This is a genomic window from Nonomuraea angiospora, from assembly GCF_014873145.1.
In the GTDB taxonomy this organism is placed as follows: domain Bacteria; phylum Actinomycetota; class Actinomycetes; order Streptosporangiales; family Streptosporangiaceae; genus Nonomuraea; species Nonomuraea angiospora.
On sequence record NZ_JADBEK010000001.1, the window covers coordinates 2,887,652 to 2,906,454 of the forward strand.

At 71.8% G+C, this 18,803-nt stretch carries 16 protein-coding genes; 7 read left to right on the top strand and 9 right to left on the bottom strand.

All coding sequences use genetic code 11. The features are described 5' to 3' along the window. The first annotated feature begins 139 nt into the window (after positions 1–139). The 4 genes from H4W80_RS13190 (at position 140) to H4W80_RS13205 (ending at position 2,503) form a co-directional block, all read left to right on the top strand. A complete protein-coding gene (locus H4W80_RS13190; RefSeq protein ID WP_225963409.1) occupies positions 140–520 on the top strand; it encodes a peptidase inhibitor family I36 protein in 381 nt (126 codons plus the stop codon). 203 nt (positions 521–723) lie between these two features. Further along, complete coding sequence (locus H4W80_RS13195) at positions 724–1,662, top strand: TIGR04222 domain-containing membrane protein (RefSeq protein WP_192785359.1); 939 nt, start codon at positions 724–726, stop codon at positions 1,660–1,662. A 170-nt stretch (positions 1,663–1,832) separates the two neighbouring features. Continuing rightward, positions 1,833–2,120, top strand: a complete 288-nt coding sequence (locus H4W80_RS13200; RefSeq protein WP_192785360.1) for an ArsR/SmtB family transcription factor — start codon at positions 1,833–1,835, stop codon at positions 2,118–2,120. After that, positions 2,117–2,503, top strand: coding sequence for a VOC family protein (locus tag H4W80_RS13205; protein ID WP_192785361.1), 387 nt, complete (start codon positions 2,117–2,119; stop codon positions 2,501–2,503). Before H4W80_RS13200 ends, H4W80_RS13205 begins: the two co-directional genes overlap by 4 nt. A gap of 87 nt (positions 2,504–2,590) precedes the next feature. Here the strand turns inward: H4W80_RS13205 and H4W80_RS13210 are convergent, their stop codons facing one another. Further along, positions 2,591–3,445: an NAD(P)H-binding protein gene (locus tag H4W80_RS13210; protein WP_192785362.1), complete on the bottom strand. Its 855-nt coding sequence runs from the start codon at positions 3,443–3,445 to the stop codon at positions 2,591–2,593. An 87-nt stretch (positions 3,446–3,532) separates the two neighbouring features. On the opposite strand from H4W80_RS13210, the gene H4W80_RS13215 reads away from it, so the two are divergent. Beyond that, on the top strand, positions 3,533–3,973 hold the full coding sequence (locus H4W80_RS13215; protein ID WP_192785363.1) for a MarR family winged helix-turn-helix transcriptional regulator: 441 nt from the start codon (positions 3,533–3,535) through the stop codon (positions 3,971–3,973). Here H4W80_RS13215 and H4W80_RS13220 read toward each other — a convergent pair. Continuing rightward, a complete protein-coding gene (locus H4W80_RS13220; protein WP_192785364.1) occupies positions 3,944–4,573 on the bottom strand; it encodes a nitroreductase family protein in 630 nt (209 codons plus the stop codon). The genes H4W80_RS13215 and H4W80_RS13220 overlap by 30 nt on opposite strands. A 5-nt stretch (positions 4,574–4,578) precedes the next feature. After that, positions 4,579–7,614, bottom strand: a complete 3,036-nt coding sequence (locus tag H4W80_RS13225) for a CARDB domain-containing protein (RefSeq protein WP_192785365.1) — start codon at positions 7,612–7,614, stop codon at positions 4,579–4,581. An 85-nt stretch (positions 7,615–7,699) separates the two neighbouring features. On the opposite strand from H4W80_RS13225, the gene H4W80_RS13230 reads away from it, so the two are divergent. Beyond that, positions 7,700–8,182 carry a hypothetical protein gene (locus H4W80_RS13230; RefSeq protein WP_225963410.1) on the top strand — a complete coding sequence of 161 codons (483 nt, stop codon included), beginning with the start codon at positions 7,700–7,702 and terminating at the stop codon, positions 8,180–8,182. Between the two features lie 36 nt (positions 8,183–8,218). On the opposite strand, the gene H4W80_RS13235 is transcribed toward H4W80_RS13230, so the two are convergent. From H4W80_RS13235 to H4W80_RS13255, 5 genes are all read right to left on the bottom strand, one after another. Beyond that, positions 8,219–10,780 carry an alpha-mannosidase gene (locus H4W80_RS13235; RefSeq protein ID WP_192785366.1) on the bottom strand — a complete coding sequence of 854 codons (2,562 nt, stop codon included), beginning with the start codon at positions 10,778–10,780 and terminating at the stop codon, positions 8,219–8,221. Further along, positions 10,765–11,478: a D-sedoheptulose-7-phosphate isomerase gene (locus tag H4W80_RS13240; protein WP_225963411.1), complete on the bottom strand. Its 714-nt coding sequence runs from the start codon at positions 11,476–11,478 to the stop codon at positions 10,765–10,767. The genes H4W80_RS13235 and H4W80_RS13240 overlap by 16 nt, the downstream gene beginning before the upstream one ends. After that, the gene (locus tag H4W80_RS13245) at positions 11,471–12,439 is read right to left on the bottom strand and encodes an ROK family protein (protein WP_192785367.1); all 969 of its coding nucleotides are present in this window, start codon (positions 12,437–12,439) and stop codon (positions 11,471–11,473) included. The genes H4W80_RS13240 and H4W80_RS13245 overlap by 8 nt, the downstream gene beginning before the upstream one ends. A gap of 110 nt (positions 12,440–12,549) precedes the next feature. Continuing rightward, complete coding sequence (locus H4W80_RS13250; RefSeq protein ID WP_192785368.1) at positions 12,550–13,590, bottom strand: LacI family DNA-binding transcriptional regulator; 1,041 nt, start codon at positions 13,588–13,590, stop codon at positions 12,550–12,552. Further along, positions 13,587–15,419: an MBL fold metallo-hydrolase gene (locus tag H4W80_RS13255; RefSeq protein WP_192785369.1), complete on the bottom strand. Its 1,833-nt coding sequence runs from the start codon at positions 15,417–15,419 to the stop codon at positions 13,587–13,589. Before H4W80_RS13255 ends, H4W80_RS13250 begins: the two co-directional genes overlap by 4 nt. A 44-nt stretch (positions 15,420–15,463) precedes the next feature. On the opposite strand from H4W80_RS13255, the gene H4W80_RS13260 reads away from it, so the two are divergent. Further along, positions 15,464–17,146 carry a glycoside hydrolase family 84 protein gene (locus H4W80_RS13260; protein ID WP_192785370.1) on the top strand — a complete coding sequence of 561 codons (1,683 nt, stop codon included), beginning with the start codon at positions 15,464–15,466 and terminating at the stop codon, positions 17,144–17,146. Here H4W80_RS13260 and H4W80_RS13265 read toward each other — a convergent pair. Next, positions 17,067–18,803: an alpha-amylase family protein gene (locus H4W80_RS13265; RefSeq protein ID WP_192785371.1), complete on the bottom strand. Its 1,737-nt coding sequence runs from the start codon at positions 18,801–18,803 to the stop codon at positions 17,067–17,069. The genes H4W80_RS13260 and H4W80_RS13265 overlap by 80 nt on opposite strands.

An 18,803-nucleotide genomic window follows, 5' to 3' on the forward strand; every position in this document is an offset into this window, starting at 1 on the left:
GACCGCCACTTTCTTGCCGACCGCGAGTCCGGATCTTGTATCCGTCAGGTAGACGCGCTACGTGTCGGATCTGTTACACCCTGTGATGGAGCTGTCCTGGAAGCCCCTCCAGGCTGCACCGACACGAGGAGAGACCGTAATGAAGTCGACGACACGCGGCATGCGCATCGCATCGGTTACCGGCAGCGTCGCCCTGGCCATCCTGGCCTGCGCCGCCCCCGCCACGGCGGCGGCCCCACCCGTCTCCGGGTCGGCCAGGGCGGGCGACATCTGCCTGTGGAGCGGGCGCGACTACACCGGCTCGTCGTGGTGCTGGAACCCGGGCAACGGCTACGTGGACGTTCCCCCGGCCCTGCACGACAACGTGGGCTCCTTCACGGCGCACGCCGACGGATGTTTCATCAACTGGATCCACGTCCCCGACCGCAAGGAGACGCGCGTCGTCCGGGACGGCGACTACCGCAGGGTCTACAAGGACGACTTCGGCGGCAAGATCGACGCCGTGGCGCCCCGCTGCTGAGCCCCTGAGGCGAGCCCGGAAACGCGGGCCCCGGGCGCACGCGGCACGCGGCGCGAAAGGGGCCCGCACGCCCGCGTCGACAAGCGCCAGGACATCACCGGCCGAGAGCGCCGGGAATCTAAATGAGCAGAACGAAACCTTCAGCGGCTCCTTGCGCGTCTCTCAGATAACCAGCCTCATCGGCTGCACGGAGGGAGACCGTAATGGACGTGGTCCTGCTGATTCTCTCGGTGGCCCTGGCGGCGATCGCCGCCACCATCGCCTTCGCGATCAAACGCGAGCACGCCGCCACCCGGGCGGCCGCGGCCGGAGCCCGCGCTCGCGACCTCGACCATTACGAACTCGCCTATCTGGCGGGCGGATCCGAGAAAGTGGTCGACACGGCGATCACGCTCCTGGCCGAGAACGGAGAGCTGCGCGTGTCACGGGGGCCGCGCTTCTACACCGTCTCCAAGGAATCCGCCACGGACGACCCTGTCGAGCGGGAGACGCTGACCGCCGTCGCGGCGAACGACGGCCCGTCGAGGTTCCTGGTGAGCCGGGCCGTGGGCGGCGGCCCGGCCATGAGGGAGCTGGAGCACCGCCTCGCCGAGCTGGGGCTGATCGTGGCCGAGGCCCGGCTCGCACGGCTCACGCGACTGACCCGCGGGCTGCGGGTGATCTCCTTCCTGGCGGTCGCGGGGGTCGTCGCGGGGGCGGTCGCACTCGCCGCGGCCCCGGCGTTGCTCCCGCTGCTCGCCGTGCTCATCCTGGTGGCCACGGGGATCGTCGCGGTGGGCGTGCTCGCCGGCGACAGGAAGTTCAGGCGGGGCAGGCTCACGGCCGACGGCGCGGCGGAGTTGAGCGAGGTACGCAAGGCGCACCCTGCGGGCTCGGGAAACGGGCCGGTCTACATCGCGCTGTACGGTCACTGGGCACTGCGCGACACGGACCTGAGCAGGGCGCTGGACACCTACATCCCGCGGACGGCGCCTCGACGCAGGCCGCGGTCGACGTCCAGCAGCAGTAGCAGCAGCAGCGGCGCCGTTTACGGGGGTTGCGGCGGATCGGTCGGCAGCGGGTCCGGCTGCGGCAGCGGCTCCTCGGGCTGCGGCGGCGGGTCCGGCTGCGGGGGCGGCGGTTGCGGCGGTGGAGGCAGCTGACTGCGCGGGGCCGCGGTTGCGGCGGAGGCAGCTGACCTGCGGGGGTGCCGCGGTTGCGGCGGCGGAGGCAGCTGACCTGCCCGAGCGCGCAGCCCGGCGCGATGCGGGCCCGTGCGTGGCGTGACACCGCCGCTTTGACAGGCAAGTGACGACTTGCCTATCATCGCCGCATGGGCGACCTCTTCAAGGCCCTGGCCGACCCCACCCGGCGCACCATCCTCGACGAGCTGACCGAACACGACGGCCAGACCCTGTTCGAGATCTGTGTCCGCCTGACGAGCCGGCATCAGCTGAGCCTGACCCGGCAGGCCGTGTCCCAGCATCTGGCGGTGCTGGAGGAGGCCGGCCTGATCACCACGCGCAAGCAGGGGCGGTACAAGTTCCACCACCTCGACACCGCCCCCCTGGCCGCCATCTTCGAACGGTGGCCGATCACCAGCAAAGGACAGACACCGTGAAGATCTACATCACCAGCGTGTTCGTGGACGACCAGGAGAAGGCCCTCGCCTTCTACACCGGCGTGCTCGGCTTCGGCAAGAAGCGCGCCATCCCGCTGGGCGGCGCCCAGTGGCTGACGGTCGTCTCGCCGGAGGACCCCGACGGCACGGAGCTGCTGCTCGAACCGGATGGGCACCCCGCGGTCGGGCCCTACAAGAAGGCGCTGGTCGCCGACGGCATTCCGGCCGCCTCGTTCCAGGTCCCGGACGTCCAGGCGGAGTACGAGCGGCTGCGCGGGCTGGGGGTGACGTTCACGCAGGAGCCGCTGGCGGCGGGGCCGGTGACCATGGCGGTCTTCGACGACACCTGCGGGAACCTGATCCAGATCGTGACCCCTGCCTAGTGGCGCTTGGTCACGATCGGGCGTGACGGGCTGCGGCCGAGGACGAGGCGGCACAGGCTCCGCCGTAGTGGCGGAGGCGGAGGTGGATCAGGCGGTGCGGAAGGCGCCGGCGTTACGTGCGCACCAGGCGGCGAAGGTGCGGGGCTTGCGCCGGAGCAGGCGCTCCACGGTTCCGGTGCGGAAGCCGGCGGTGTCGGCGCGCATGAGGTGGAACCCCTCGATGATGGCCTCGGCCAGCGCCGGGGGCGCCCCGTTGGGAAATCGGGAGGCGACGGCCTCCTCCGCGGTGGTCACCGCGCGGACCGCGAGCTCCCTGCCGGCCGCCGCGGCGAGGATCTCGACCTGCTCGGTGACGGTGAACAGCTCCTCGCCGGTGAGGACGTACTCCTGATCTTGGTGGCCGTCACCGGTCAGGGCCAGGGCGGCGACGGCGGCGATGTCGGCGGGGTCGATCGGCGCGTATCGGCCAGGGCCGACCGGATCGAGGACGTAGCCCGCCTCGCGGATGGTGGGCAGCCAGTCGAAGGCGTTGGTCATGAAGCCGCCGGGCCGCAGGAAGGTGGCCGGGATGCCGGACGCGCGGATGGCCTGCTCGCGTTCGTGGTGCCAGCGGCCCATGGCGGGCATGGGGTCGCCGAGCACGTTGAACGAGGACAGGTGCACGATGTGGCGCACCCCGGCGGAGCGGGCGGCGGCGACGGCATGCCGGGTGTGGTCGAGGCCGATGCCGGGGGTGAGCAGGAACAGCCGGTCGGCTCCGGCGAAGGCGGGCGGCAGCGTCGCCGGGTCGCCCAGGTCCCCCACGACGCGTTCGGCCCGCTCGGGCAATGCGGCGGCGCGGGCCGGGTCGCGGACCAGCACGCGGAACGGCACGCCGGTCTCGTCCAGCTCGCGGACGAGCTCGCGACCGACGTTTCCGGTGGCACCGGTGACCAGTATCATGAGAACCCCTAAATCGTGTACCGGTTAATGATCGGGGGGAACGTTAACCGGTACACGATCTGCTGTCAATCACCGGAGGACCCGGACGTGCCCGAATTCCTGGACGTGCACAGCAAGACGTCGAAGGCGCTGCGGGCGGCGGCCGAGGCGGCCGTGCGGCGTCACGGGCTGCATCTGGGACAAGATCACCTCCTCGCGGTGCTGTGGCAGCAGGACGGCCGCACCCCCGGCGAGGTCGCCGCCGCGCTGAACGTCACCACCCCCAACGTCGTCAAGGCGGCCACCCGGATGGCCGCGGCGGGCCTGCTCACCCGGCGCCGCGACGACCGCGACAACCGGCTGGTCCGGCTGTGGCTCACCGACGCCGGACGCGCCCTGCAGGCCCCCATCGAGAGGGAACGGCGGTCGCTCGAGGAGCAGGTCACCGCCGACCTCACCGAGACGGAGCGCGAACACCTCCTCAGCGCGCTGAGGAAGATCCACCGATCGGCGAACGCCCTACTGGAGGCCCCCCTCGACCACCCCTGACGCCGCCCCGCTCCACGAGCCGCGGTGCACGACCTCCTCCAACGGCCTCCTGCCGCGCTTCAGCGAGGGCGAGCGCTTGTCCTGCGCCCGGTAGCCCACGCTGATCACCCCGATCGGCGTGTACGCCTCGGGCACCCCGAAGGCCTCCTTGAACGCCTCCGTCCGCCCGCCCGGCGGGATCCCGAAGAAGCAGGCGCCCAGCCCCTCGTCGACCGCGGTCAGCAGCATCAGCAGCGAGGCGAACCCGGTGTCGATGTCCCAGTACGGCACCGGCCAGCGGGCCTCGTCCCGGTCCTCCCAGCCCTTGTCGCGCTCGGCGTACCGGTCGAGGTAGGCCTGCTTGTGCGACAGGGCGACGATCAGCAGCGGCGCCCGCCGCAGCCCCACTCCCCATTCGGAGTCGTCGGTGGACGCCTCCCAGAACCGCTCGCGGTCGGCCGGATCCTCCAGCACCAGGAACGCCCAGCCCTGGCTGAACCCGGCAGAGGGCGCGTGCAGCGCGTTGCCGAGGATCCGGTCGACGACAGCGGCGGGCACCGCACGGTCCGGGTCGTAGTTCCGGACCATGCGGCGCCGCCGTACCACCTCTTGAAACTCCATAGGGGTCAGTATCGCTCGGCGACCCCTGTGTTGATCTCGACGAGGGCCACCATCGCGTCCGTGACGCCGATGAGGCCGGGGTCGGCGAGGGTCCGCTGCGCGTGCTTGGCGGCCTCGCCGACCGTGTGCAGGTGCAGCCGCTCGATCGTGATCGTGCGCACGGCCGTCGCCGCGTTGATCCGCCTGCTGCCCAGGTTGAAGTACGTGGTCAGCAGCTCGGCGCGCAGGTTGCGCGGCGGCAGCAGCGGCAGCGTGAACGCGGCCGCCACCTCCTGCTGGGACAGCCGGCCGTCGGGCGCCGAGCCGTCGATCCCGTCGAAGCGGGTGTCGGTGGCCTGGACCCTGGCCAGCAGCTCATCCGTCCGCATCGAGGGGAAGGCCAGCCAGATGCCCTGCGGGCGCGGGTCCCTGCTCGGCGCGGTCTCGGTCACGGTGCTGGCGGAGGTGGCCGTGGCCGGGGTGTAGGTGCAGCCGTTGGCGTTGCCGTAGGAGACCTGCGACTGCCCGGTCAGGACGGTCCCGCCCACCACGAGCAGGCTGGAACGGCTGGTGAAGGCCACGGTCGTGGTCGAACCGGCCGCCAGCGTGCCCAGGTTCCAGGTCAGCGTGCCGTTGTCCACCGCACCGGGCTTGGGGCCCGCGCCCTTGTCGAGGGCGGCGCTGTAGTACACCTCGGGCGGCAGCTTGTAGGTGAGCTTGGCTCCGGTGGCGCTCGCGCCTCCGGTGTTCTTCACCGTCAGCGTGGTCGTCACCGCCTCGGCAGCGCCGGCGGTGGGCGTCGCGCTCGCCGCCAGGGTGAGCTTCGGCGCCTTGACCGCGGTCGAGGCCTTGCCGGTGTTGTCGGACGTGTCCTCCTCCGCGCCGCCTGCCACGTTCTTGCCCACGACGGTGGCGGAGTTGGTGACCGTGGCGGCGTCGTCGGTCGCGCACGGGATCGCGTAGGTGAAGGTCTCGCTGCGGCTCGCCCCGGCGGCCAGGTCGGGCAGGTCGCGGGTGACGGCGGTGCCGTCGGGCAGCGTGTCGGTGAGCTTGACGGACTCCGCCCCGCCCTTGCCGACGTTGTCCACCTTGACCGTGTACGTGAGGGTGTCGCCGGGCTCGGCCGACTCCTTGTCGACGGTCTTGGTGGTGGCCAGGTCGGGGGTGTAGAAGTCCTGGAAGCCGGCCTCGATCCTGGCCGCGGTCACGAAGTCGATCTCACGGCCGGAATCGACGCCCGCGCCGGGCTTGGAGACGTCGAGCTTCAGGTGTCCCCAGTCGTCGTAGTCGGTGAGGATCGGGTCGCGGCCCTTGTCGTCGCTGCCCACCAGCGGCGTCGACTGGCACTTGTTGTCGGGCCCCTGGATGATCGCGTCGTTGAACTGGATGTCGTCATTCATCCTGGTGGAGTCGATCGTGTTGTTGGTGCCCGCCAGGACGCACACGTCGTCTTCAGAGTTGATGTCGGCCGCGATCGTGGGCGGGTCCTCCGTCCCGTTCACGTTCCAGTCCAGCCAGTCGACGGCCGGGTCGACCGGGCCGTACTGCTCCGGCTTGCTGGGGATCTTCCAGCGGGCGTAGTCGTCGCCGGGGCCGATGGCCTTGCTCTCGTCGAGGTGATCGCGGTCGAGCCGGGGCATCTTGCCCCGGCTGTAGTCCAGGCGGCGGGGCGCCGGGTCCACGCCCGTCGGGATGCCCGCCGGCTCGTAGGCGTAGTTCATGATGCTGAGGTAGTTGGGCTTGTAGTTGGTCCGGGTGTCGCCGCCGTGGGCGAGCCCGAGCGCGTGTCCCAGCTCGTGCATCAGCGTGCCGGCCTGGTCGCGGGCCGTACCGGAGAAGACGACGTCCGGACCGCTGCCCACCTTCATCAGCTGGATGTCGTCGGAGCCCTTCTTGACCTTGCTGTTGCAGACGTGGTCGGGGCCGACGCCGATCAGGTTGTCCTTGGGGAAGTCGTCTCCCACCACGGCGGAGTCCACCTTGCCGTTCGGGCCTCCGTCGACGCACCACGTGCGCCACTCGCCGAGCGTGACGATGAAGTCGCGGTTGCCGCGGCCGGGGTCGCAGCACCGGCCGGAGACCATGCTCCCGGCGAAGAGGTCGTGGGCGAAGATCGTGTAGTGCGCGTACGGCGCCAGCTCCTTGGGCAGGTCGGCCGTCCTGGCGTTGGCGAAGGCGGCGTCCGTCTCCGTCATCACGGCCTGCTCCGGGATGCCCGTGCCGACCATGGGGATGAAGTCCACCCCGTCGTCCAGCGGGACACCGCCGTACGGGCAGGGCTGGGTGGCCTTGACCGGGCCGTCCTCGAAGGCGCGCCTGAGCTCCTGGAGCGCGGCGTCCTTGGGCTTGTGGGTGTGCTGGGCGTCGCCGGTCATCCAGTCGATCCAGACGATGACCGTCTTGCGGCAGGGGTTGGCGCCCAGCTGCTTCAGGTCGAACTTCATCGAGTCGTCGGGGTTGCGGATGCCGAAGCGCTCGATGACGTCGGGGATGCCGTCGCCGTCGATGTCGGGCAGCGGGCCGCTGGTCCGCTCGATCTTGAAGCCGATCCCCGCGCGCTTGCCGTCGTGCGCGTTGGGGAAGTTGGGGTCGCCGTCGCCCTCCACGTAGGTCTGGCCCGGCGTGAGCAGGTCGCCGGGGTCGGTCCAGGTGTCGGTGCCGATGTCGTACTGGAGCTCGAGGTCGTCGTCCTGGTTCTGCGGGCTGATGTCCAGCTTGTCGTCGCCGCCGTTGAGGCCGCCGTCCTCGTCCCAGAGGCGGATGAGGATGGGCACCTTGGTGGTGTCGTCCGGGACCTGCACGTCCTGGGTGAAGATCCACGGAGGGTCGAACACGCTGGGATCGAAGTCGTCGTCCTCCACCGCGCTCCTGCGCTGCAGGTCGCCGTTCCCGATGCGGATCTCGGGGAAGTAGTTGCCCGTGCCGTTGTCGGGGCTCTCGATCTGGTGGATCTTGTTGATCGTGAGCCGGAGCGTGACGCCCGTACTGGCCTGAGCGGCGGGGGTGTCGACCACCACCACCAGGCTGAGCGCCATCAGGAATAACACTGTGAGTAAGCGCATGCTGCCAGGATGAAGTGACCTCGCCGAAAGCACATGAGTAGGGTCTACTCAGAACCCGGAGCGCCTCTCGCTCGTCATACCCATCATGATGAAGCTCATGATCGCCGTGGCCGCCACCTTGACGCTCGGCGCCTCCCCCGCCCTCGCCCAGACCAAGCCGGTTCTCGGCCCGAACGGCCTCGGCGGGGTGAAGCTCGGCATGTCGCTCAAGCAGGCCAGGGCCACCGGCACGCTCACCAAGAAGATCGACGGCGGCGCCGCCGGCTGCTCGGGCTGGGACCTGAAGAAGTATCCGACCGGCAAGGACAACGTCGGCCTGTACATCTCGCCGAAGCTGGGCGTGGCCGCCATCTTCGCGCCCAAGACCGCCAAGACCCCCGAAGGCGTGGCGATCGGGACGGCCGCGTCGCAGTTGAAGAAGCTCTACCCGCGCCTCAAGCAGGACACGCACGGCTTCTGGGTGACCACGGTGCCGGGCAACAAGCAGGCCTACTACTCCTTCACCGTCCTGCACGGCAAGGTCAAGGAGTTCGGCATGGCCCTGAACAAGCAGGACTGCTTCAACTGAGCGGTCCGACCCTCCGCAGGGGCGCCGCTCGTCAGGTCACCACGTCTCCACCGTGCACGCGCCCTTGCGGACGCCCAGCTCGACCAGGTCCGTCTCCACCGCGGAGAGCGGATCGTCGAGCGGGATCCGGAACGTGCGGATCTGGCCCGGCCCGAAGTCGGCCGTGAGCCTGATCCGGGCCAGCGGGAGGTCGAGGGTCGCCAGGGCGGCCCGGCCCGTGGTCTCGACGGCCCTGACGACCAGGTCGCGCGGCGTGTCCTCGTGCAGCTTGACCGCGGTCACCATGACCTGGCCACCGCCGTCGTCCAGGTAGCCGCGCGCCGCGGGGAGCGGCCCGTCGTGGAAGCTCTCCAGCATCGCGCGCACCGGGGAGCCGAGCAGCGCGGCGCGGCGGGTGAGCCCGGCGGCGCGCCAGTCGCCCGCGTGCGGCACCAGCAGGTACGTGAACCGCTGCACCCCCTGGTCCTGGTAGGAGTAGTCGCCGTCCGGGTCGAGCAGGCGCGGGTCGTGCCAGGCGTAGACCGGGCTGCGCACGGCGGTGATGCCGATGCTGTGGCCGCGCCCGGGGCCGGGCGGGGAGACGTCGTAGCCGTGCTTGGCGTTGTTCACGACGGCCAGCCCCGCGCCGGCTCCCGACAGGTCGACCCACGACTGCGCGGGCTCTTCCGCGCCGTCGACCGGCCTGGTCAGGTGGCCGAACGGGATCTCGTACGTGGCCACCGGGCTCTCCAGCGCGACCGGGAAGCGCAGCTTCATCAGGTGGGCACGCTCGCGCCAGTCGAGCGTGACCCGTACCTCCACCGCGTCGTCCCCGACGCCCAGGATGAACTCCTCGGCCATCGTGGAGCGGCCCCACTCGCGCTCGACGCGGATGCGGGCCCGCAGCGGGCCGCTCTCGCGCAGCACCACGCGGGTCGTCCGCATCGCCTCGCCCGGCCAGTCGTAGGACACGACGCGGTGCCCCCACGTGTCGGTCGGGTCCTCGCAGATCTGCGTGTGCTCGCCCTGCGCCCCGGCCACCAGGTCCACGCCGGTGCGCTTGTCGAGCAGGGCGGCCGGCCAGCCCGTCTCCGGGTCGATCTCCAGGCGGAGCACGTCGTTCTCGATGTGGTGCGCGGAGGCGGTCAGGCCGCTCGTGTACGGCGTCTCACCCTGGCGCAGCCGGTAGAGGCGGTAGCCCAGGGCGGGCAGCTCCGCCTGGAACACGGTGGCGCCGCGCCCCTTGTCGTCCGTGGTGGCGACCGACTGGGTGCGCTGGCAGGGGACGTCCTGACCGTCGGCGTCCACGACGCGCACGCCGGTGGGCGCGAGGCCGTACTGCATCTCGACCCGGGTCGTGACCGGCCACGGGTGCGGGTTGAAGACGACCACCGGCTGGGTGCCGTCCTCCTGGGGGATGCCGATGTCGCGGGCGATCACGTTGTGCGCCCTGGTGATGATCCGCTTGGAGATCGCGACCGCCTCGCCGAGCTGGTCGCGGGCGTCGTCGTAGGCGGGCTCGATGGCCGAGCCGGGCAGCACGTCGTGGAACTGGTTGAACAGCACCTGCTTCCAGGCCCGCCCGAGCTCCTCGCGCGCGTCGTGGCCCGCGACGGCGGCCCAGCGTTCGGCCGACAGCAGGGCCGCCTGCGCCCTGCGCTGCCACTGCTTGATGCCCGAGTGCGAGGAGTAGCAGCCGGCCGCGTGGTGCTGCAGGTCCTCGCGCCACACGGGCAGCTCGGCCAGGCCCTGTTCGCCCAGGCGCTTGGCCATCTCGTCGAAGTAGCGGCGCGGCGAGGACATCGTGAGCTCGCCGAACGTGCCCATCCTGTCGTAGCGGTGGATGGACTCGATGTTCGCCTTGGTGGGGCCGCCTCCGTGGTTGCCCACGCCGTAGAAGATCATCAGGTCGCCGAGCGAGCGGTCGAGCTGGCCGAGCGCCTTCTCGGTCTGTCCCGCGACCTCGCCGGGCGGGCTGCAGTACTCGAACGGGATCCGGTACGCCAGCACGCGGCTGCCGTCGCGGCTCTCCCACCAGAACAGCGTGCCGGGCAGCTCGCTCTCGTGCGGTCCCGGGCGCAGGAAGCAGTAGGAGTCCATGCCCTGGCCGCGCAGGATCGCGGGCAGCATGGCGTGGTGGCCGAACGGGTCGACGTTCATGCCGACCGTGGCGGTGACCCCGAACTTCTCCTTGAGGTAGCGCTGGCCGTACAGGCCCTGGCGGGCGAACGACTCCCCCGACGGCAGGTTGCAGTCGGGCTCCACCCACCAGCCGCCGACGTTGACCCACCGGCCCTCGGCGACCCGCTCGCGGATCCGGGCGAACAGCTCGGGATCCGACTCCTCCACCCACGACAGCAGGACGACCTGGTCGCAGGTGAAGACGAAGTCGGGGTACTCGTCCATGCGGTGGATCGCCGACCAGAACGTCGCCCGCGCCTCCTGGTAGCCCTCCTGCCACGGCCACAGCCACACCGGGTCGAGGTGGGCGTTCCCGATCATGTGCAGGGTGCGGTCGGGGGTGGCCGCCGGCCTCGGCGCCCTCGGGAGCCCGCGCGGCTGGCTGCCGGAGGGGGCGTTGGACATGGGGGCGGGCCGGCTCTTCATGCGGCCGCCCATGCGTCGACCTTCTCACTGATCATGTGCAGCATCAGTGTGTGGATCTCCTGGATGCGCGGGGTCTCGGAGGAGGGGGCTAGGAGGAGGCGGTCGGCGAACCTCGCCGCGGCGCCGCCGTCGCCGCCGCCGAACAGTACCGTGACCGCGCCATTGGTCTGTGCGGTCTCCAGCGCGCTGACCACGTTCGGGGAGTTGCCGCTGGTGGTGAACGCGGCCACGACGTCGCCCGGGCGGGCCAGGGCTCTGATCTGCCTGGCGAAGACGTCCTCGTAGGAGTAGTCGTTGGCGATGCACGTCATGACGGTGGCGTCGGTCGTGAGCGTCACGGCGGGGAGCGGGCGGCGGTCGCGCTTGTAGTGGCCGACCAGCTCGCCGGTGAGGTGCTGGGCGTCGGCCGCGCTGCCGCCGTTGCCGAGGGTGTAAAGGGTGCCGCCGTGGGTGAACGCCTCGATGAGCAGGTCCGCGGCGGCCTCCACGGCGGGCAGCAGCGCCGTCACGCCCCGGGCGGCGCTGATGTGGGCCTCGACCTGCTCGGCCAGCACGGAGGCCAACCCCGCCGCCGTCTCCCGAGCCGGGTCCGGCGCGGCTTCGGGGAGGGACGTGCGCCCGTTCGGGGCGGATCCGCGTCTGAGGGACGGATGCCGGGAGGCGGGGATCGCGTCCGGCGGGGACACGGGCAGGAAGATCGGGTCAGGCATGGGACTTCCCTGAGGCAAGAAGGTCGTGGGCCACGGCGCCGGCGCCCACGACGCCGACGCCGGCTCCGAGCCGGGACAGCTCGATGCGGGCGGTGCGGGCGGCGGGAGGCATGGCGTCCCGGGCGACGGCCACGCGGACGGGATCGAGGAGCCGGGCGCCGGAACGGGTCACGCCCCCGCCGAGGACGACGAGCTCCGGCTCGAACGCGTTCACCAGATCCGTGATCGCGCTGCCGAGCGCCCATGTGGTCTCGTTCCACACCTCGGTCGCGAGCGCGTCACCGGCCTCGGTGGCGTGGAAGACGTCCTCGGCCGTCGGGAGCTCGATCGCGGAGAGGGACGAGGCGCGGCCGGCGGCGAGGGCCTCGCGGGCGCGCTGGGCGATCGCGGTGCCGGACGCGTACGCCTCCAGGCAGCCGAGACGGCCGCACGAGCACCTGCGCCCGCCCGGCCGGACCATGACGTGTCCCAGCTCGCCGCCGTTGCCGGCGGCGCCCCGGTGCAGGCGGCCGCCGATGACGGACCCGCCGCCGACGCCCGTCGAGATCGTGAGGTAGAGCATCGTGGCGGTGCCGAGGCCCGCGCCGTACCGGAACTCGCCGAGGGTGGCGGCCGTGGCATCGTTCTCAAGCGCGGCGGGCACGCCGAACTCCCGCGCCGCCATGGGGCCCACCGGGACGTCGATCCAGCCCGGCAGGTGCGGCGGGCATTCCAGCACGCCGGCCGCGGCGTCCAGCGGCCCGCCGCAGGAGATGCCGACGGCTGCCACCTCGGGCCGCCCGGCCTCGGCGACGGACTTCCTGCCCAGGTCGAACAGCCTGGCCAGGACCGGCAGCGGCCCCTCCTCCCTGAGGGTGGGGGTGACCTGCCAGCCGTGGATCCGTCCGTCGCCCGTGACCACACCCGCGGCGAGCTTGGTGCCGCCGATGTCCAGTGACAGAACGGGACGATCGTGCTCCATAGGACCTCCGGCCGGAACGAGCGCCGCGCGAGAGGCTTGTGACATCGTTCCCACACGGGGATCCTAGGGCGCGCTTTCCCTACGGGTCAACGCGCCTGATGGGTGAAATGTCAGATCGTGGGGGGCGGTGCGGTGGATTCGCGGACGACGAGCCGCACCCCCAGCACGGTGGTGACCGAGTCGGCGTCCGGCATCTCGATGCGCTCATCCAGCCTGCGCACGGCGGTCGCGCCCAGGTTGAACGTGTCCTGGGCGACGGCGCTGACCTGGGGCGAGACCATGCTCATCCACGGCGCGTCGTCGAAGGCCACGAGGCTGATCTCCTCGGGCGCGCGCAGCCCGAGCTCGCCGATCGCTCGCCACACGCCCTCGGCGAGCACGTTGTTGGCGGCGAAGACGGCCGTGGGCCGGTCTGGCCCCGACAGCATGTCGAGCGCCCGGCGCCGCGAGTCGGCCACGTCCCAGCCCGACGCGACGACCAGGTCGGGATCGACCTTGATGTCGGCCGCGCCGAGCGCCTCCAGGTAGCCGTGGTAGCGCTCGTAGCCGGTGGTCCAGTCGGTCTCGTCGATGAACAGCGCGATCCTGCGATGGCCCAGCTCGACCAGGTGGGCGGTGGCGGTGCGGGCGCCGACGCGGTTGCCGACCACGACGCCGTCGGTGGAGCCCGCCGCGAACTGCCGGTCCACCTCGACGACCGGGATGCCGTGGGAGTTGAGATAGGTGGACACGGCCGGGGAGTTGGGCGTCACGATCGCCCCGGCCACCCTGAGCGCGACGAGCGCCTCGGCGGCCTCGCTCTCCGTCCCGGCCGACAGGCTCGTGTCCGCCAGCACCATCGTGTAGCCGCGCTCGCGGGCCTCCCTGCTGGCCCCCGCGGCCAGCTCCGCGTAGAACGGGTTGCGCAGGTCGCTCACCAGCACGCCGACCGACCTGCTCACCTGCTGTTTGAGCGTGCGGGCCATCACGTCGGGCACGTAGCCGAGCTCGGCCGCCGCCCTCAGGACGCGCTCGCGTACGTCGCTGGCGGCGTAGCCGCGCCCGGTCAGGGCCCGCGAGACGGTGGAGCGCGAGACTCCGGCGGCCTCCGCCACGTCCTTGATCGTGGGCCGCCGGGAACGGCTGAGAGGGCTTTGCCGCTCTGTGGTCATCGAATCCCTTCCCCGACCACGTCGACCAGCGCCTCCGCGTGCTGCCCGAGGCGCAGATCGCCGATGGTCAAGTCGACTGCGAGGCGAACGCGGCGTCGCGGCACGACGTCCGCGCCAAGACGGAGATGTACCTGCTCCATACCCCCTCCGGGCAGCCTTAGCGTCACAGGGCCTGGTTCGCGGCGCCAGCCCGGCGGGACGACCGGCTCGATGGTGGCCACGGCCTTGTCCGGCCACGGGTTGCGCACGGTGGCCGTCAGCGTGAGCTCGCCGCCTGCCGGGACGCTCGCGTAGTAGGGCGTCAGGCGGCACAGCACGCCGTCGGCCCCCAGGTCGAGCCGATCGAGCGGGAGCAGGTCGTGGTGGAGCGCGACCAGCTCCTCGCCGCGCGCGGTCAGCAGGTGCAGGTAGTCGTCGTCCACCCAGCGGGGCCGCCAGTGGCCGCTGACCATCAGGTCCGGGCGCAGGCGGCGGTAGAGCGCGGCGCTCTTCCGGTAGTCCTCGATCTGGAACCTGTTCTTGTACTGAAAATTCAGGATCTCCTGGCGTTCGTCCGGGATGCCCATCCCGTCCTGCTGATCGCCGGTGACGAGCACCCGGTGCCCGTCCACCTCGAACTCGTACGCCGCCGCGAACAACGTGTGCCCCGGCAGGTCGTGCACGGTGATCTCGTACTCGCGCCAGCGCACCGTCTCGCCCAGGCCGAGCACCCGGTCGGCCGGGATGGGCTCGAACCACTGGCACGGCAGGTCGTGGTGGAGCGGCGTGGCCAGGATGGGGGCGATGTGGGCGGGCGCCCAGATCTCGGTGCCCTCGACGTCGCGCAGCAGCGGCATGCCCGCCACGTGGTCGTCGTGGTAATGGGTGGGCAGGGCGACCTCGACGCTCGTGACGCCGTAGTGCTCGCGCAGGGCGGGCAGGGAGGCCAGCCAGGGGCGGCGGGCCGCGCGGGAGGTGTTGTGCACCAGGCCGGTGGTCATGTCGTACCCGAAGTCGAACACCATGGCCGCGCCGGACTCCGACAGCAGCACGTAGCTGTAGGACTGGCTGCTCCTGTTCATGAGCAGGTGGGAGGTCACCTGGACGAAGGGGTTGGCCAGGAGTCCCTTGACGTCCCAGGGGTGGGGGCGGCGGAAGTCGACGTAGCGCTGCATGGCGGTGGAGAGCCGCTCGAGGGCGTCCTGCGGGTCGGTCATCGGCTCGCCGTGCGACGGCAGTAACACGCCGACCTCCTCCCGCCGGAGCAGCTCGGAGCTCAGGATGACCATGGCGGGGCCCTCGTTCTCGGTGTACGACCACTGGGTGGCCGCCAGCGACCACACCTTTCCCGGGGCGTAGATCAGATCACCGGTGAACGCGACCTGCCCGACGATGTACGTCACGGAGCCGGGGGTGTGTCCCGGGGTGGGCAGGACCCGTACGTCTATCCCGCCGTAGTTCGCCGTCCGGTATTCGGGCACGACGCCGTCGACCGGCACCGGGTCGAGCAGCGAGAACCGGTCGTCGCGCAGGTCGTAGTCGTTGCTGAGCTGCCGGCCCGCCCACATCTCGTCGACCCGCTCGAACAGCTCGCGCTCGACGGGCGGCACGTGGACCCGCACGCCCGCCTCGACGGCCCGGTGCAGTCCTTGCGCCTGGTCACGGTGGTGGTGCGTCATCAGGACGTCGGTGAGACGGTCGAGGCCGAGCTCGTCGAGGAGGTCCAGCACGCGGCCCGAACCGAAGTCGACGGCGATCCCCGTGCGCTCCTCCCCGCCGACGGGAGCGGCGATGACGTAGACGTTGCAGGTGTCCGCTATGCGGAACACACCGGGGACAACTTCGGTCACATGGGGGCTCACAAGGCGCGATTCTATCCGGTATCGTTCCCACAATGGATCCCCTGGACTGGATCGTTCCCCTTCCCAAGAAGGCCGCCCTCGGCCCCTCGCACGTCGATCTGACCAGGTGCCGCATCCAGGGCGCCCCCGCCGCGACCACCGCCCTGACCGCCTTGCGCACCGCCCTCACCCCGGCCCCCGACACCGGGAGCGTGGTCATCGAGGTGCGGATCGACGCCGGGGCCGAGCTGCCGCCGGAGGGCTACACGCTGACCGCCGGCGAGGCCGGCGTGGTGATCGTCGGGGCGGACCCCGGCGGCGCGTTCTACGGGGCGCAGACGCTGCTCGCCCTCTTGGCGACCCCCTGCGACGAGCACCGGGCGTGCGTGCCGGAGTCCGATGTGCGCGACTGGCCCGACCTGCCGCTCCGGGGCACCATCGAGGGCTTCTACGGCACCCCGTGGACGCACGCCGACCGCATGGAACACCTGCGCTTCTCCGCCAGGCACAAGCTCAACGCCTACGTGTACGCCCCCAAGGACGACCCGTTCCACCGGGAGCGGTGGCGGGAGCCGTACCCGGCGGAGGAGCTGGCGAGGCTGGGCGAGCTGGTCGCGGAGGCGGCGGCGCAGCACGTGAGGTTCGTGTTCGCGCTGAGCCCGGGCCTGTCGATGGTCTACAGCGACCCGGCCGAGCGGGCGGCGCTGCGGGCCAAGGCTGAGCAGGTGTGGGAGGTGGGCGTGCGGGAGTTCGCGCTGCTCTTCGACGACATCCCACCCGAGCTGCGGCACGAGCCCGACCGGGAGGCGTTCGGCACGGAGGAGGGGGCGAGCGCGCGGGCTCACGCGGCCGTCTGCCGGGACTTCGCCGGCCGCTTCCTCGCGCCGCGCGGCGCGGACCGGCCGCTGACCATGGTGCCCACCGACTACGCCGGGACCGGGCGGACGCCCTATCGCGACCTGCTGTCGGAGGAGCTGCCGCAGGACGTGCTGGTCTGGTGGACCGGGTCCGACATCGTGGTGGGCGAGATCACGGCGTACGACATGACCGCCGCGGCCGCCTCCTACGGGCACCGCGTCACCCTGTGGGACAACTTCCCGGTCAACGACTTCGACCCCTCCCGGGTCTTCCTCGGGCCGCTGGCCGGGCGGGCGACCGACCTGGACTCCGTGCCGCTGGAGGGCATCACGGCCAACCCGATGGTGGAGGCGGCGGCCTCCCGGCTGGCGCTGACGACGGTGGCCGACTACGCGTGGCACCTGGCGGCCTACGATCCGGCCCGCTCGCACCGGCGGGCGGTGCGGCTGCTGCCCGGCGCGGCCGAGCTGCTGCCGCTGGTGGAGGCCTGCTCGTCGTGGCCGCCCGGCGACGACCAGAGCCCGGCCCTGACCGCCCTGTGCGCCGCCGCCCTGGAGGGAACGGCGCAACCGCTCCGAGCCGAGCTGACCCGCCTGGCGAGCCTGCCCACGGACGTCCCCGGCCCGTTCGCCGCGGAGCTGGCCCCGTGGGTGTCGGCCGCCAAGGACGTGGCCGCCGCGGGCCTGGCGGCCCTCGACCTGCTCGCCGAGACGCCGCCCTCCCCGGACGGCGGGCGGACCGCCGTCGAGCGGGCCCTCGAGCGGGCCGAGGCGCACAAGGCGAACGTGCTGCGCGGCGTCATCCCGCCGTTCGTGCGAGCGGTGCTGGACCGCCGGGCCACCACCAGTCCGCCACGCGACGGAGGTCCTCTCCGCTGATCGGCTCGCCGGAGTTGTCGATGGACTCGACGTAGTAGAGGGCGGGCACGCCGAGCGCGGGCTGCACCTCGGCGTAGGCGAGCCAGTCCGTCCTGCTGGGCATCGGCCACTGGTCGGTGTCGATCAGGTGCCCCGGCATGGCGCGGGTGGCCACCGCGTGGCGGAAGCGGAGCTGGTCGACGGCGGGGACGGGGTCGCCGTGGGCGTCGTACTCGAGCACGTCGTTGAGCCGGATCATGTCGCTGACGTCGCCGAAAGCGGGGTGCGGGGTGTGCGTGATCATGAGCGCGTCGGGTTTGACGCTCTTGGCGGCCTCGTACATGGTCCTGAGCAGTTCGTGCAGGAGGGCGAGCCCCCAGGTGGTCCCGTACGACTTCAGGTGCGACCCGCTGGGGAACCACTGCGTGAAGTCGATCTTGAATCCGTCGGCCCCGAGGTCGCCGAGCAGCCTTTCCATGATCGTACGGATCCTGCGCCGGTAGGCCGGGTTCGAGGGGTCGGCCGCCACGGGACGGCCGCCCGCGTCCGTCACGCACTCCTCGGCGGGCAGCCCGTCGGGCGCCCACGCCCGCCACCACAGCAGCACGCGCTGCCCGCGCGCGTGCCTGGCGGCGATCCACTCTCCCAACGCGGGCCACTTCGCCGGGTCGGGCGCGGGGTCGCCGTACGCGAGCTGCCACCGGTCGTCGACCACGATGGTCCCGGGCACGATGCCGTGCTCCTCCAGCCGGGACAGCCATCCGTCGTAGAGCTCCTGCCGGGCCAGCTCGGTCGGGGAGACGCCGTCGGCCCTGGCGCACTGCGCGCCCCAACCGCAGAAGATCGGCCTGCTCCACCAGTCGTGCCGCTCGCCGGCGGACGCGGCCAGGCCGTGCGCGACCAGGTCCTCGCGGTGTTGCGAGATCGCCTCCCACGGCGACGACGCGGGGCGGAACACGACGGCGGGCGAGCGCCAGGTCCCGCTCACCGAGGTGTGGCACTCGTAGTCGAGGCGCAGCAGCGCCCCGCCGTCCAGCGGCTCGTACGCGAGCTCGGTGAAGGTCAGGTCCGCGATGCCCGCGCGTACCGAGGCCCCCAGCCAGGGACCGCCGGGCACGGCGGTGGCCCCGTCCGGCTCCTCCTTGCAGAAGGCCAGCACCAGCGGCGGCGGCGAGAAGACCGCGTGGAGGCGGCCCGGCGAGGCGTCGCCGATCACGGTGAGCACGAGCGGCACGGACACCGGCCGCACCACCTGCACGGGATGGGTGGGCGTGGGGTTGAAGACGCCGCGCGCGTGCAGTCCCGTGCGGAACGTGCCCGCCGCCCGGGTGTTGAGCACGGCCCGCCCGCCCAGCAGCGTCACGTCGCCGATCAGGCCGTGGCCCTCGACGCGCACCTCCACCGCGATCGTCTCGGGAGTGCAGGTCAGCCGGACGGTCTTCGCCTCCCACCCGGTCGAGCGCTGGGGGAAGTCGAAGATCGCCTCACCTTCGCGCTCGGCGAGCACGGGCGGCAGCGTCTCGTAGGTCTCGTCGCGCCCGCCCGCGGTGCCGACCGAGGCGATCAGGCTGAGCGTCATCCAGCCTTCCAGCTCGGCGCTGGGGTCGGTGCGCGAGACCGTCAGCCGGTAGTGGCCGCTGTCCAGGAAATAGGCGGTGTCGGTGGTGGTGATGCGCAT